Origin of the sequence: Agathobaculum faecis (assembly GCF_014287995.1) — a bacterium.
GTDB classification, from domain to species: domain Bacteria; phylum Bacillota; class Clostridia; order Oscillospirales; family Butyricicoccaceae; genus Agathobaculum; species Agathobaculum ammoniilyticum.
This window is the reverse complement of the sequence record NZ_JACOPL010000004.1, coordinates 148803-161313: the sequence shown is the minus strand read 5'-3', so window position 1 is coordinate 161313 and position 12511 is coordinate 148803. Positions and strand designations below refer to the sequence as shown.

The 12511-nt window shown below is 54.2% G+C and carries 16 protein-coding genes and 1 pseudogene; 9 read left to right on the top strand and 8 right to left on the bottom strand.

Features of this window, described 5'->3' with window-relative positions:
* The first annotated feature begins 72 nt into the window (after positions 1–72).
* A complete protein-coding gene (locus H8S45_RS05825; RefSeq protein ID WP_186949804.1) occupies positions 73–1287 on the top strand; it encodes an ABC transporter substrate-binding protein in 1215 nt (404 codons plus the stop codon).
* Positions 1288–1355: 68 nt separating this feature from the next.
* On the opposite strand, the gene H8S45_RS05820 is transcribed toward H8S45_RS05825, so the two are convergent.
* From H8S45_RS05820 to H8S45_RS05810, 3 genes are all read right to left on the bottom strand, one after another.
* Entirely contained in the window at positions 1356–2381 is a 1026-nt protein-coding gene (locus tag H8S45_RS05820) for a zinc-dependent alcohol dehydrogenase family protein (RefSeq protein WP_186949802.1), read from the bottom strand.
* Positions 2382–2631: 250 nt separating this feature from the next.
* The gene (locus H8S45_RS05815; RefSeq protein WP_186949800.1) at positions 2632–3114 is read right to left on the bottom strand and encodes a flavodoxin; all 483 of its coding nucleotides are present in this window, start codon (positions 3112–3114) and stop codon (positions 2632–2634) included.
* Positions 3115–3127: 13 nt separating this feature from the next.
* A complete protein-coding gene (locus H8S45_RS05810; protein ID WP_186949798.1) occupies positions 3128–3667 on the bottom strand; it encodes a flavodoxin family protein in 540 nt (179 codons plus the stop codon).
* Positions 3668–3765: 98 nt separating this feature from the next.
* Between H8S45_RS05810 and H8S45_RS05805 the strand changes: the two genes are divergently transcribed.
* The 5 genes from H8S45_RS05805 to H8S45_RS05785 all read left to right on the top strand — a co-directional run bounded on the left by H8S45_RS05805 (position 3766) and on the right by H8S45_RS05785 (position 7323).
* A complete protein-coding gene (locus H8S45_RS05805; protein WP_330603149.1) occupies positions 3766–4749 on the top strand; it encodes a LysR family transcriptional regulator in 984 nt (327 codons plus the stop codon).
* A gap of 83 nt (positions 4750–4832) precedes the next feature.
* Positions 4833–5204: a MerR family transcriptional regulator gene (locus H8S45_RS05800; protein ID WP_054326151.1), complete on the top strand. Its 372-nt coding sequence runs from the start codon at positions 4833–4835 to the stop codon at positions 5202–5204.
* Complete coding sequence (locus tag H8S45_RS05795; protein ID WP_186949796.1) at positions 5201–6058, top strand: aldo/keto reductase; 858 nt, start codon at positions 5201–5203, stop codon at positions 6056–6058. Before H8S45_RS05800 ends, H8S45_RS05795 begins: the two co-directional genes overlap by 4 nt.
* A gap of 18 nt (positions 6059–6076) precedes the next feature.
* Positions 6077–6508, top strand: coding sequence for a cupin domain-containing protein (locus H8S45_RS05790; RefSeq protein ID WP_054326153.1), 432 nt, complete (start codon positions 6077–6079; stop codon positions 6506–6508).
* Between the two features lie 56 nt (positions 6509–6564).
* Positions 6565–7323, top strand: coding sequence for a carboxymuconolactone decarboxylase family protein (locus H8S45_RS05785; protein WP_054326154.1), 759 nt, complete (start codon positions 6565–6567; stop codon positions 7321–7323).
* 87 nt (positions 7324–7410) lie between these two features.
* Here H8S45_RS05785 and H8S45_RS05780 read toward each other — a convergent pair whose 3' ends face one another.
* The 4 genes and pseudogenes from H8S45_RS05780 to H8S45_RS16225 form a co-directional block, all read right to left on the bottom strand.
* On the bottom strand, positions 7411–8049 hold the full coding sequence (locus H8S45_RS05780; protein WP_054326155.1) for a cyclophilin-like fold protein: 639 nt from the start codon (positions 8047–8049) through the stop codon (positions 7411–7413).
* Positions 8050–8166: 117 nt separating this feature from the next.
* Complete coding sequence (locus tag H8S45_RS16230; RefSeq protein ID WP_054326156.1) at positions 8167–8436, bottom strand: hypothetical protein; 270 nt, start codon at positions 8434–8436, stop codon at positions 8167–8169.
* 87 nt (positions 8437–8523) lie between these two features.
* Positions 8524–8805, bottom strand: coding sequence for an aldo/keto reductase (locus H8S45_RS16010; protein WP_207724457.1), 282 nt, complete (start codon positions 8803–8805; stop codon positions 8524–8526).
* Positions 8724–9275, bottom strand: a pseudogene (locus H8S45_RS16225) (aldo/keto reductase). The gene H8S45_RS16010 and the pseudogene H8S45_RS16225 overlap by 82 nt, the downstream one beginning before the upstream one ends.
* A gap of 217 nt (positions 9276–9492) precedes the next feature.
* Between H8S45_RS16225 and H8S45_RS05765 the strand changes: the two are divergent.
* The 3 genes from H8S45_RS05765 to H8S45_RS05755 are packed head-to-tail and all read left to right on the top strand — an operon-like array spanning position 9493 to position 11455.
* The gene (locus tag H8S45_RS05765; protein WP_054326157.1) at positions 9493–9702 is read left to right on the top strand and encodes a helix-turn-helix domain-containing protein; all 210 of its coding nucleotides are present in this window, start codon (positions 9493–9495) and stop codon (positions 9700–9702) included.
* Positions 9702–10568, top strand: a complete 867-nt coding sequence (locus H8S45_RS05760) for a DNA-methyltransferase (RefSeq protein ID WP_107630693.1) — start codon at positions 9702–9704, stop codon at positions 10566–10568. Before H8S45_RS05765 ends, H8S45_RS05760 begins: the two co-directional genes overlap by 1 nt.
* On the top strand, positions 10568–11455 hold the full coding sequence (locus tag H8S45_RS05755) for a site-specific DNA-methyltransferase (protein WP_186949794.1): 888 nt from the start codon (positions 10568–10570) through the stop codon (positions 11453–11455). Before H8S45_RS05760 ends, H8S45_RS05755 begins: the two co-directional genes overlap by 1 nt.
* A gap of 207 nt (positions 11456–11662) precedes the next feature.
* Here the strand turns inward: H8S45_RS05755 and H8S45_RS05750 are convergent, their stop codons facing one another.
* On the bottom strand, positions 11663–12490 hold the full coding sequence (locus H8S45_RS05750) for an MvaI/BcnI family restriction endonuclease (RefSeq protein ID WP_107630691.1): 828 nt from the start codon (positions 12488–12490) through the stop codon (positions 11663–11665).
* Positions 12491–12511 lie beyond the last annotated feature (21 nt).

The window sequence follows — 12511 nt, the reverse complement described above, 5'->3', positions numbered from 1 at the left end:
TTGCGCCAATATGATATAAATTGACAGACAGTTTTCAAAAACGCGGTTTAGGCGGCCGAATGGGGGATGGAAATGCGTCGGTTACGGTTTGGCAGGCTTGCGGCGGCAGTCCTGATGGTTGCGGCGTCTTTGCTGCCGACAGTATATTTGGATAAAAAATACGAGCTGGGCGCGCAGACAATTCGGGTAAAGCCATACGAAAAACGGGATGATACGCCATATATCAAGATCGGCGTATATGCATCGCTGACAGGATATGCCTCGCTGCTTGGCCGCATGGGGCAACAGGGGATCCGGCTGGCGGTCGAGGACATCAACGGAAGCGGTGGGGTTGACGGAAAAGAGATCCGCCTGATCGAATATGACGACCAGTCCGATAGCGAGGCCGCGGTCACGGCGGTTCGGAAGATGATAGAGGAAGATCGCGTGGATGCCATTATTGGTTCCCATACGAGCGGGAATATCCTGCAAACCACCGAGCTGACCGAACAGGCTCATGTGGTGCAGATCGGGTTGGGGACAAGCTTTGTCTGGACCGGAGTGGGAAACAAATACCTGTTCCGCTCCACAGCAAGCTCGAAGTATTTTGATGAGTTGCTGTTAAGCGCGATGGAGCGTCAGGGAGCGAAGCGGATCGGTATTTTATATTCAGAGACCGATTATGCGGAGAGCGGCGCCAAGCATATGGAAGCGCTGATTGAAGATTGCCCGCAAATGGAGCTGGTATGGCTGAAAAAGCATAAGATTGACGAAAACGATTATTCTACAATGTTTATGCGGCTGAATCATATGAATATCGATTCGCTCATCCTGTACACAAGCAGCGAAACCGCCAGCCTTCAGATCCGCCAGCTGCGCCAGGCCGGTTTCCAGGGCGCGGTGTATGCGCCGGAGAGCTTTGCAAACAGTGAAGTGCGCCGTTCGGCGGGAGATGCGGCGGAGGGCGTGGTATACGCCTGCGGGTACTCCATTCCGGATTCGCCTATTGAAGCGGTTACGCCGGAGGAGAGGACCTTTTTGGAAAAATTTATCCAACGCTACGGTACAATGCCGGTGGCGGAAGCGGCCTACCGCGGCTACGACGCGATGATGCTGTTAGCGGAGGCGATGCGGCGCGCGGACACGCTGGAAAGCGAGGATATTCGGGACGCGCTGGTCAGCATAAAAGGATATAAGGGAATTGGCGGGATTTTTGACTTCACGGATGGTTCGGGAGATGGTATCCAAACCGCGCGTCTGTTCCGGATAGTCAATGGAAAACCAGCCCTCTTCACGATACAGAAATAAATACCTGTTAATCGCAAGGCATAAAAAAACGCCCGCCGTACTTACGGCGGGCGAAGAGAAATCCGCGGCTACAGGCTGGGATCGATGATGAATTTGCCCAGGCTGCGCTCCTGCGGGCTGCCAAGGATGTCGGCAAGCCGGTCCAGTCCGCAGACGGCATGCACCATACTGGTCACATCCAAACGGCCGGAATCGATCAGATCAAGCGCGCGGCGCTGCGTATAGGGATTGATATAGGACGCTTTGAGGACGATTTCCTTTTGAAAAACGGTAAAAGGCTTAACCGCGATCGCTTCATCCGGCCTGGTCAGGCCGAACATCATTACGACTGCCTTGGGGCCGGCCAGTTCAATGGCCTGCTCGATGGTGGCCGGCCGGCCGACGCATTCGATAACCGTGTTCAGACAGAGCATGCCGTGCGCGGCGAGTGCTGTCGGCACGTCCTCGTGCAGCGGATCGATGCAGACATCCGTGCCAAGCGCTTTACCGACCGCGCGTTTACCTTCGACCGGCTCCAGCAGCGCGATACGCGACGCGCCCGCAAGCCTTGCCAGCTGCACCATAATCAGGCCGATCATTCCGCCGCCGATCACGGCGACATGGCTGCCGGGTCGGATCTCGCACATATCCATGCCGTGCAGACAGCAGGCGACCGGTTCGGTCATTGCGCCCTGTTGGAACGAAGTACCGTCTCCGAGCGGGTAAACCTGCTTTTCGTTGACTGCGCAGTATTCCGCGAAAGCGCCGTCCACAGTGGTGCCGTAGCCGGTCATGTGCGTGCAGTAATGCGCCATACCGTCGCGGCAGAATTCGCATGCCCCGCAATAGTAATTGGGATCGACGCACACGCGGTCCCCTTTGCGGTAGCGCGTGACCGCGCTGCCGGTATCCGCGATAACGCCGGAGAATTCGTGTCCCAGAACCGTGGGGGGATGGGTTTCGGCCGCGCCCTTGTCCCCTTCGAAAATATGCACATCCGTACCGCAGACGCCGCATGCCTTGACTTGGATCAGCACATCGTGCGCGCCGACGGCGGGGATGGGACGGTTCTCTATCCGGATATCATGCCTGCCGTAAAAAACTGCGCTTTTCATAACAGCTTCCTCCTCTGCAATCCGATTGTTTGGATGGTTCTATCCCTATGATACCAGCCTGCGTGGCGCAATACAATATGCACCGCGCGGGTTTTCTGTTTTCCTGCTGGGAAACGCATGGTTCAATGCGCGGGACGAGGGCAGCCCCGTCTGCCGGCGGACACGAAAAGCGGGCGGCAGTCAAAAAAATACCGCGCGGATCAGCCGGTTCGGCCGACCCGCGCGGTACCGATTGGAGGGAGACTTGTGGTTACAGGGCCAATCCCTCCACCCAGGATTTTAGCTCGGACTCGGACAGACGGCCGTTGAGCAGGCGCCCGTTGACGATTTTGGTATCAGCGGCCACGCTGCTTCGCAGGCTGTCCGCAGTCCGGCCAAGGCCGCTGCCGCCCGAGGTGGCAAACAGGATGATGGTCTTGCCCGAAAAATCGTAGCTTTCCAAAAAGCTGTTGATAATGGTGGGCGCGATATACCACCAGATAGGGAAGCCGACAAAAATAACGTCATACGCTTCGATGGGTGCGTCCGTGTCGGCAAGCGCCGGACGGGAGGCGCTGTCCTGCATTTCGACAGAGCTGCGGGAGCGCTTATTGGTCCAGTCCAGATCGGCGCGCGTATAAGGCACGGCGGGTTTGATCTCGTAAAGGTCCGCGCCAATCGCTCCGGCCAGCGACTTCGCAGCTTTCGCGGTCACGCCGCTGGCGGAAAAATAAGATACCAATGCTTTTTTCATGGTCAAGTCCTCCTCATTCAGTCAGTGATTTTCCAAGCGCATAGGCCAGCTTGGGGAAACGGCTGCTTTGGGTCATGGATACGGTGCCGCAGCCAGTACCCAGGAGCATGCCTTGGTCGTTGAAATGTAAATACCTGCACAAGGTCTGGTAATGGCCGGCAAGGTCCTGCATCGTCCAGTCGTTGCTGTCCCAAGCCGCTGCGATCAGCGCCGTTTTCAGATGCTTTGCCGACAGCTCGTCGTTGAAGCTGTAAAAGCGGTCGATCGCTGTTTTGAGCTGGGCGGACATGCCGAAATAATAGAGCGGCGTGACAAATACCACCATATCGGAAGCAAGGATTCGGCGCCGCAGCTCCTCCATGCCATCCTTCTGCACACAGGGGCCGGACATGCCGCAGGCGTCGCAACCCAGGCAGGGGCGAAGGTCCGAGCGCGCCACGTCAAAGACCTGTGTCTGGTGTCCGGCCTCTGTGGCACCGCGTATGAATTCCGCAGCCAACAAATTGGAGGAACCGTGCTTGTGAGGGCTGCTCTCCATCACTAAAATCTTCATGTTTCACACCTCCTCGGATCAATAGGATAATTATCGTAAGGACGGCCTTGGCGCCTTTACGACAATTTTATTATACCGCACCTCTGCAGAAATAGCGAATGCTTGTTTTCTATCGCCAGAAATACATTTGGTGCATGATCGCGCTTGCGGCCGCCCCGCGCCTGTGCTATACTGGACAGGCAGGGGGTGGAAGCGTGGAACTTCGGGCGTTGCGGTACTTTCTGGCCGTGGCCAGGGAAGAAAATATCACCAGGGCGGCGGCGCTGCTCCATATGACCCAGCCGACCCTGTCCCGTCAGTTGATGCAGCTGGAAGAGGAGTTGGGTGTCAAGCTGTTCCGCCGCAGCCAGCACAGGATTATCCTCACCGATGCCGGCGTGCTGCTTCGCCGCCGGGCGCAGGAGATCGTCGGACTGGCAGAGAGGGCCGCGCGGGAGCTGCATCCGGCGGAAGAGGTCTCTGGCGAGATCTCCATAGGGAGCGGCGACCTGAAAAGCATCAGCCTGCTGGCTGATATGCTGGCGGAATTCCATCAGGCGTATCCCCTGGTGCGGTATGTGATCTACAGCGGGAATTCGGACGGTATCAAGGAGCGTATCGAACAGGGGCTTCTGGATATCGGGCTGCTGCTGGAGCCGGTGGAGATCAGCAAATATGAGATCCTGCGGCTGCCGGTGCGGGAGAGCTGGGGGCTGTTGGTGCCGGAGGGTTCGGCGTTTGCAGACAGGAAATGTGTAACACCGAAGGATCTGGTCGGCCAGCGGCTGATCCTGCCCACGCGGGAATTGATGCAGCAAGAGATGCTCCGCTGGTTCGGGCCGTATGCAGAACAGATACAGGTTGTGGCGAGTGGGAACCTGCCGTATAATCAGGCGCAGCTGGCCCGCAAAGGGCTTGGGCTTTATCTTGCGATCGAGCTGGACTGCGCTTACGAAGGGCTACGGATGCTTCCGCTATCGCCGCCGCTGGAATCCAGCACGGTTCTGGCGTGGAAAAAAACAGAATCCTTTTCAGCGGCTACGGCGGCATTCCTTGGGTTTGCTCAAAAATACATAAAACGCATATCTGACCATCCATTATAAGTATTAGACAGGGATCGGCTTTGGCCTTACAATGTAGATGTCCGTTCAGGGCGTCTACATTTTTTTATTTTGAGGGATGGGAAATGACAATCCTGGAGGCGAGCGAACGATATCAGATCCCCCTGGAAATCCTGCGGGAATATGAGCGGTGGGGGCTGTGCGGGGCGGTCAAGCAGGTGATGGGCGAGTGGCAGTATGACGATCAGGATCTGGAACGGCTGAGCCTGATCCTGACCCTGCACGACATCGGCTTTACCTCAGAGGAGGTGGAGACGTACATGCGCCTGCTGCTGGAGCAAAGAGGAACGGGAAAGAAGCGGCTACGGATGCTGGAGCAGAAGCGAAAGGCCGCGCTGGACGAGATCCATTTTCGGGAAAGGCAGGTGGCGCGCATGGACGGCCTGCGGCACCGGCTTTTACAGGAGCAACAATCGACAGAGGAGGCGGAACGATGATTTTGAAAGAAACCTATGCACTGGCCAACGGCGTGGCAATACCCAAGCTGGGGCTGGGGACCTGGTTCATCCCCGACGAGCAGGCGGCGGAAGCGGTAAAAGCGGCGACCGCCTTGGGTTACCGCCATATCGATACCGCGCAGGCTTACGGCAACGAGGCGGGCGTAGGCGAGGGCGTGCGCGCCTGCGGCCTGCCGCGGGAACAGGTGTTCGTCACCAGCAAGGTGGCGGCCGAGGCGAAGGATTACGACAGCGCGGCGAATTCGATCGACGGGTCGCTCGCCAAAATGGGGCTGGACTATATCGATATGATGATCATTCACAGCCCGCAGCCTTGGGCGGATTTCCGCGGCGGGGACTATGCGGAGGGCAATCGGGCGGCCTGGCGCGCGCTGGAGGATGCGTATGCGGCCGGCAAGGTAAAGGCGATCGGCGTATCCAATTTCCTGCCGGACGATCTGGAAAATATCCTGTCGTCCTGCCGGATAAAGCCCATGGTCAACCAGGTTTTGCTCCACATCAGCAACACCGATCGGGCGCTGCTGGACTACTGCAAAAACCAGGGGATATTGGTGGAGGCCTATTCGCCGATCGCCCACGGTGAGGCGCTCAAGAATGAACAGATCACCGCTATGGCGGCAAAGTACGGCGTATCCCCGGCGGCGCTGTGCATCCGCTATGTGCTTGAGCTGGGTACGGTCGCCCTGCCTAAGACAGCGGATCCTGCCCATATGAAAGAGAACGCGGCGGTGGATTTTCTGATCGACCCAGCGGATATGGAAAAGCTGATGCGGCTCCCACCCATCGAGAGCTATGGGGAGTTCAGTTGCTTCCCCGTGTTCAGCGGCAAGTAAAAACAGGAGGGATACCATATGAAAAGCTTGGATCAAAATGCATTTGCAAAGCAGAATATATTTGGCTTGGGCGCGGAGAATACCGCCTATGCCCAGTATTTTATCGGGCAGTCCTTTCTCAACCCGCTGACACGGCCGGAAGACGGGATATTCCTGGGCAACGTCACCTTTGAACCGGGCTGCCGGAATAACTGGCACATCCACCACGCACAAAAGGGCGGCGGTCAGATCCTGCTCTGCACGGCGGGCGAGGGCTGGTATCAGGAAGCGGGCAAGGGGGCGGTCAGCCTGACGCCCGGGACCGTAATTGTCATCCCGCCGGAGATCAAGCACTGGCATGGGGCGAAAAGGGATGCGTGGTTCAGCCATATTGCGATCGAAGTACCCGGCGAGGGATGCAGCAACGAATGGTGCGAGCCGGTGACGGACGAAGAATACGCCGGCCTGTAAAATGTTTGCGGCCTGCGGCGCCGGACTGGATGAAGCGAAAAGGAGAGCGATCGACGATGTCTCGAATGGAAAAAGCGGAACAAGCGATAGCCAAATTGTATGGGGATACGGCTGGCGCGCTGCGGCAGAGCGATCCGGAATTTGCCGCGATCAAGGAGCGACTGATCTACGGCGAAATCTATGCCGAAGAACGGCTGGATGCCGGACTGCGCGAGCTGCTCATTCTGGTGGTGGCGGTCACAAACCAGACGATGCATGAGGTCAGGCGCCATGTCAGAGCGGCGCTCCGGTGCGGCGTACCCCCGCAGCAGATACGGGAGGCGGTCTACCAGTGCGCGCCATACATCGGACTGGGAAAAACCGAAGCGGCGGTAGAGGCGGCCAGCGAAACGCTGGCTGACAGCGGTATTCCACTGCCGCTGCCCAGTGGCTACACGGTGGAGGAGGAAGGGCGGCTGGCGGCCGGCATCGCCGCGCAAAAAGCCATTTTCGGCGGCTCCATCGACGCGATGCGCGCTGCCGCGCCGGACAACCAGAAAAATATACAGGATTATCTTTCCGCCTACTGCTTTGGCGACTTTTATACCCGTGAGGGGCTGGGTCTGCAGGAACGGGAGCTTTTGACCTTCGCCATCCTCTGCGCCCAGGGCGGGTGTGAGCCGCAGGTCAAAGCGCATGTGGGCGGAAACAACGCCGTGGGAAACGGCAAGGAAATCCTGCTGGGCACATTGACGGTGTGCCTGCCGTATATCGGCTTCCCGCGCACGCTCAATGCGCTGGCCTGCGTCAATGAGGTTTTGCCGGAGGAGAAATAAGGAATCATAAGATAAGGACAGCCCTGCCCGTGGACATATGCACAGGCAGGGCTGTTCGCTTGCTTTGAGGGCGGGAAGGCGCAACCCCTATCCGTCTAAAGAATAGGTAATCTTCACATTGCCCTTGCCCATGTCCGATTCCAGGGCGGAGAGGGACCCTTCCAGCCGGCCCAAACGGGTAAAGCTCCAGGAGTTGGTAGAGTAGTAAAGCACGATGTTATTACTCTGATACAGAATAAGGTTCCCGGCCGCAGCGTCGATAGGCTCGTCGCTTTGGGACAGGATGGCGGGCGGCCCGCCCACCTTTTCAAACCCGCCGTAGTCATGAGCCTGTATGGTGAGAGAGCTGCCGTTTTCGGCCAGAAAAGCCGTGAAAGCAGCAGCGTAGGCATTATCCGCCAAGGTCGCGATATAGGTGTGTCCGTTAAATGATACCTGAAGCTGGTCAGCGGCTTGCGCGTCCGCGGCAGGTCCGCCGGCCAGCCGGCGATGTCGTCGGGGGAGACTGTGCCGGAAAAACGCCTGCCCTCCAGCCAGACCGCACCCTCCGTCAGCTCCGGCAGACCCGTGTTGCTGTATGGCACTGCCGCCGGAGGTGCAGAAGCCTGCCACGGTTTTGACGCTCCAGTCGTAGCTTTCCGCGAAGGTGCGCGTGATCTTGGGCGGGATGCCCCACCAGATAGGACACCCCAGCAACACTACATCGTAAGACGCCCAGTTTTCCACGACGCAGCCGCCGGCAAAATCGCGGGACGGGCGGTTTCGTCCTGCTATTCGGTGTTGGTGCGGCAGTCGCTGTTATAATCCAGGTCAGCGGCCGTATAGGGATGTTCTGGCAGGATTTCAAAAAGGTCTGCGTTTAAGGGACTGGGCAATAGTTTCCGCAATTCCGGTGGCGGAGAAATAGGCGACCAGAATCCAGCCGCCCGTTTTGGCACCGGTGTTTCCCTCCGGCGTACTCTGCACGCCGGAATTCTGATCGCTGCCGGATACCGCCGAAGAACCCGCGCCGTTTTCCGGAAGTGGCGCTCCGCCTGAATTGGCGGGGCTGCCGAAGGCCGCGCAGGAAGCGGCCAGAACAAGCGACAGAAAAAAGTTGAAAATACGTTCCATGAGCATATTCTCCTGTTGACAAGGGTGTGCTGTTTCCGCATTTATGTGCGCCGCGCGTGCAAGGCTGGCGCAGCGGTTACAGGCTGGTCAGCACCGGATTGCGCAGGTAGTCATATACCCGACGCACTTCGCTGGGGCGGCGGGGTCCAGCATAAAGTCCCACACATCCAGGTTTTCCGCCCGCCGCTCTCGGTGGATGCTTTTGGGGATGACAGCCACGCCCCGCTGGATATCCCAGCGTAGGATGACCTGTGCCACGCTTTTACCGTGCTTGCAGGCGACTGCCGTCAATACAGGATCGGTGAACATGCCGTGCATGTCCTCGGCAAAGGGCGCCCAGGCCTCGGGCTGCACGCCCGGCTCGGCCATGATGCGCGCAGCTCCTCCTTCCGCTGGAAGTAGGGATGGCGCTCGATCTGGTTGACCATGGGCCGAGTATCCGCATTCCAGCACAGGTCCATCAGCAGGGCGGCGTCAAAGTTGCACACGCCGCTGGCCCGCACCTTTCCGGTATGGTATAGCTCCTCCATAGCGCGCCGCGCGCCGTAGTAATCGCCGAAGGGAATGTGGATGAGGTACAGGTCCAGATAGTCCAGCCCCAGCTTCTGTAGAGACTCGGCAAACGCCGCTTTGGTCTTTTCAAAAGCCTATCTGGTGAATGTACGCCTTGGGGGTGACGAACAGCTCCTACCGCGGATCGCCGCGCCCACCGCCTGTTCGTTTTGGTATGAGCTGGCGGTGTCAATGCGCCGGTAGCCCGCGCCGAGCGCGGGCTGTACGGTCCGGAGGCATCCCTCCCTGTCGGTGACCTGCAAGCCCCCGAAACCTTCCAGTAGCATGGTCACGCCGTTGTACAGTTTGACGGTTTGCATGCGGATGCAAGAGGCATGCGGTGCAAAAGCGGCGCCGCTTACGTCCAACATGATGACGCCGCATATAAAGCAAAATTTCTGTAAAAGAGAGATTGGTATGCGATTGCTTGGTTGACATTCTGATGTTGATATATCATGACATTTAGTGTATAATACATGACATTGCTAAGGGGAGGTATCACAAATGGCTGTTAGTTATGATAATCTCTGGAAATTACTGATAGATAAAAAACTCAAGCGGACCGATTTGAAGCAGTTGTGTGGAATCAGCAGTAACGTTCTTGCCAAGCTGGGCAAAAATGAGCCGGTATCTATTGATTCGCTTGAAAAGATTTGCTTATCCTTAAACTGCCATATTGAAGAAATCATGCAAATAGTGGAGGATAATAAGTGATGGAGCACTTTATTAAGTGTGGAGATACATTGGATTTGATTCAATCGGTTCCCAAGAATTCAATCGATTTACTTGTTACATCACCTCCTTATTGGGCAAAGCGTGTTTATAATGGCGAGGGCGAAATCGGTTCTGAAAAAACACCGGAAGCATATGTTGCTCGCCTTGCGGATTTTTTTGATGAGTTGAAGCCATATCTGAAAGACGAAGCAAATGTTTTTATCAATATAGGGGACACATTCTTTGGTTCTGGAGCAGGAGCATGGAAGAAATACCTTGATGGAGAAGGAAATGTTACGGAAGTACAGAAGGAACGAAAAGAAAAGTTTTTTACAACTAAGCCGCTTCAGCCCAAAATCAGGCAAAACGGAAAACTATATCAAAACAAACAGCTTTTGCTGATACCGTCACGGTTTGCCATTGAAATGCAAGAGCACGGCTGGCTCCTGAGAGATGACATTATTTGGCACAAGCCGAACCGTATACCTGCAAGTGTTACCGATAGATTCAATAACACATATGAGCATGTTTTTCATTTCACACTAAAGAAGAAATACTTTTTTGATCTTGACGCTGTAAAGGTTTTAGGACAAAACGGCAAAATGAAAAATCCAGGAGATGTATGGTCGATCAACACGCAGCCCCTGAATGGAGATCATACTGCAACTTTTCCAGAGAGCTTGGTTGAACAGATTGTAAAATGCGGTTCTCCGGCCGGCGGAACGGTTTTTGATCCGTTCCTTGGAACTGGCACAACATGGGTGGTATGTGAACGATTAGGAAGAAAATGTATTGGCTTTGAAATCAACGAAGGATACTTCAATTTTGCGAGCCAAAGATTTAGGGAGGCAAAAGGCAAGCAGTAATGGCTGATTATATTGAAATAAATAGCGAACGACTTTGTGACTGCAAAAAAGGGTATCTCTCCTGTGTTGAAGCAAGAGAATGGATGAAAAACCAGATTGGGGTATGGAATTTTAATTATGAACCTCGCGATGTTCGGGATAAAACAGTACACCCTGCCGTGTTTCCGATCGGCCTTGCAACAAGAGTAATAGAACAATTTACCCATAAAGGGGAACTCGTTTTAGATCCCTTCTGCGGTTCGGGAACAACACTTGTTGCAGCACAGGACCTTGAAAGAAACTGTATTGGAATTGACCTGAAGCAAGAATACGTTGATTTGTCAAATAGTCGTGTTGACAATGAAAAAAACGGCAATCCGTGCAAGCAAATTGCTGTCTGCAGAGATGCAAGAACGCTTTCTGAGGTGGTCAGGCCCAAGACAGTCAAGCTATCACTCACATCCCCGCCGTATGCCAATATTTTAAATAGAGAAAGAAAAAACAAGAGCAGACGCGGTGATTTAAGAGAAAATAAACAATATCTCAAGGTGGAGCAGTACAGCCAGGACGAACGAGACTTGGGAACGCTCTCTGCTGAACAGTTTGAAACGGCGATTTGCGAAATTTATTCATCAATGAAGTCTGTCTTTTCGGAAAAGGCCCATGCTCTGATTAATATTACAGACGCATGGATTGATGGAAAAAGGGTGCCGCTGCATATCAATATCATTAATGCACTTGTAAAGGCGGGGTATGAATTTAGAAATACAATCATCTGGGACAGAAGAAATCTGGTAAATAGGATCGGTATTTTTGGTTGGCCGAGCAGTTACATCACAATGGGAACAACATTTGAATATATTCTTGATTTTACGCTTCCAGCCGAGCCTGAATCAGCACAAAAGTAAAAGCAGACAGCCTCATTTTTGTGGATGAGGCTGTCTGCTTTTTATATAATGATGAATGACGTGTTTTTCCTATGGAATGGGTTTGCAGATTGCAGAATTTCAAATTTTGTTCCGTAACTGTGTTTAATGGGACATTCCCAGTGCGTATACTTTATCTCGAGTCTGACTCGCAGAAATATGGGGCCTTCTCCCTTTGCTTTGGTATGCTTACAGGACTCGTTCAACGCTTTCAAACAAAGTGGAAAGTTTTTTTACTGGTATACGGATATGCGGTCCTCGGTCATGCGGGGCTTTTTTTCCGAACTCGTTTGCTGGTTGATCTATGCACAACTCCATTACTACCGCACCGCTGCTTATAGCGTCGTAAATGTTTTTGGGCGAACTTAAAATGTAGGCTTCAATGAAATGAAATCGTTCGTATTCTGAGTTGGCTGGCCCTTGCGTTTCTGCAAGAACGAATAGTACCTGATTGATTTTTCCTTTCCCGCCTGTTAGATCCCAGGTTGCCAGGTATTCCTCTTCGTGATAGAGACACACTTCTGATACCCCCTGCGCGCGCAGAGTAAAACCAAGGCGATTAAATTTATTTCCGTAAATGGTTGTAAAGAGTTTACGCTTTAAGGAGTCGTCTCTGTTTGACGGCTTCTCGTAACTAAAGCGGTTAAAGATTTGCCTGGGAGTCATTCCGGAAGTTGATGTTTGGTGAAATAGGGTTAACTTACTGGTTTTACCCTTTTTCTTGCGCATTCCTTTTAACTCATATGTGCCTAAATCGGCAAGATGAAGGTTGTTTTCGGCAACACCAAATTCGCGTTCTAGTATTTGCCCCACAATTCCGTCATCAGCGCGAAACATACCTTTGGGAACGGAAATGAATCCTTTGGAATTGATTTCTTTCAGTCGTTCTATCACAGCCTCTTTGGTCCAGATATCAGCCATTGCAGTTCCTCGCTTTCTATGAATTGTTTGTCTGTTTTGCGGCTCTGCGGGCTCTGCTGCAGCCAGCCCGCTGATGCTTAGGTGAAAATTGGGCATAAGCTAAAAAATCCTTATTTT

Bases quoted from the DNA above. Each gene is read 5' to 3' on its own strand.
- H8S45_RS05755 (WP_186949794.1), top strand. From the start codon at position 10,568: ATGGCTGATTATATTGAAATAAATAGCGAACGACTTTGTGACTGCAAA.
- H8S45_RS05825 (WP_186949804.1), top strand. From the start codon at position 73: ATGCGTCGGTTACGGTTTGGCAGGCTTGCGGCGGCAGTCCTGATGGTT.
- H8S45_RS05760 (WP_107630693.1), top strand. From the start codon at position 9,702: ATGGAGCACTTTATTAAGTGTGGAGATACATTGGATTTGATTCAATCG.
- H8S45_RS05815 (WP_186949800.1), bottom strand. From the start codon at position 3,114: ATGAAAAAAGCATTGGTATCTTATTTTTCCGCCAGCGGCGTGACCGCG.
- H8S45_RS05805 (WP_330603149.1), top strand. From the start codon at position 3,766: ATGCTTGTTTTCTATCGCCAGAAATACATTTGGTGCATGATCGCGCTT.
- H8S45_RS16230 (WP_054326156.1), bottom strand. From the start codon at position 8,436: ATGGAACGTATTTTCAACTTTTTTCTGTCGCTTGTTCTGGCCGCTTCC.
- H8S45_RS05795 (WP_186949796.1), top strand. From the start codon at position 5,201: ATGATTTTGAAAGAAACCTATGCACTGGCCAACGGCGTGGCAATACCC.
- H8S45_RS16010 (WP_207724457.1), bottom strand. From the start codon at position 8,805: ATGGCCGAGCCGGGCGTGCAGCCCGAGGCCTGGGCGCCCTTTGCCGAG.
- H8S45_RS05820 (WP_186949802.1), bottom strand. From the start codon at position 2,381: ATGAAAAGCGCAGTTTTTTACGGCAGGCATGATATCCGGATAGAGAAC.
- H8S45_RS05810 (WP_186949798.1), bottom strand. From the start codon at position 3,667: ATGAAGATTTTAGTGATGGAGAGCAGCCCTCACAAGCACGGTTCCTCC.
- H8S45_RS05800 (WP_054326151.1), top strand. From the start codon at position 4,833: ATGACAATCCTGGAGGCGAGCGAACGATATCAGATCCCCCTGGAAATC.
- H8S45_RS05790 (WP_054326153.1), top strand. From the start codon at position 6,077: ATGAAAAGCTTGGATCAAAATGCATTTGCAAAGCAGAATATATTTGGC.
- H8S45_RS05750 (WP_107630691.1), bottom strand. From the start codon at position 12,490: ATGCCCAATTTTCACCTAAGCATCAGCGGGCTGGCTGCAGCAGAGCCC.
- H8S45_RS05785 (WP_054326154.1), top strand. From the start codon at position 6,565: ATGTCTCGAATGGAAAAAGCGGAACAAGCGATAGCCAAATTGTATGGG.
- H8S45_RS05765 (WP_054326157.1), top strand. From the start codon at position 9,493: ATGGCTGTTAGTTATGATAATCTCTGGAAATTACTGATAGATAAAAAA.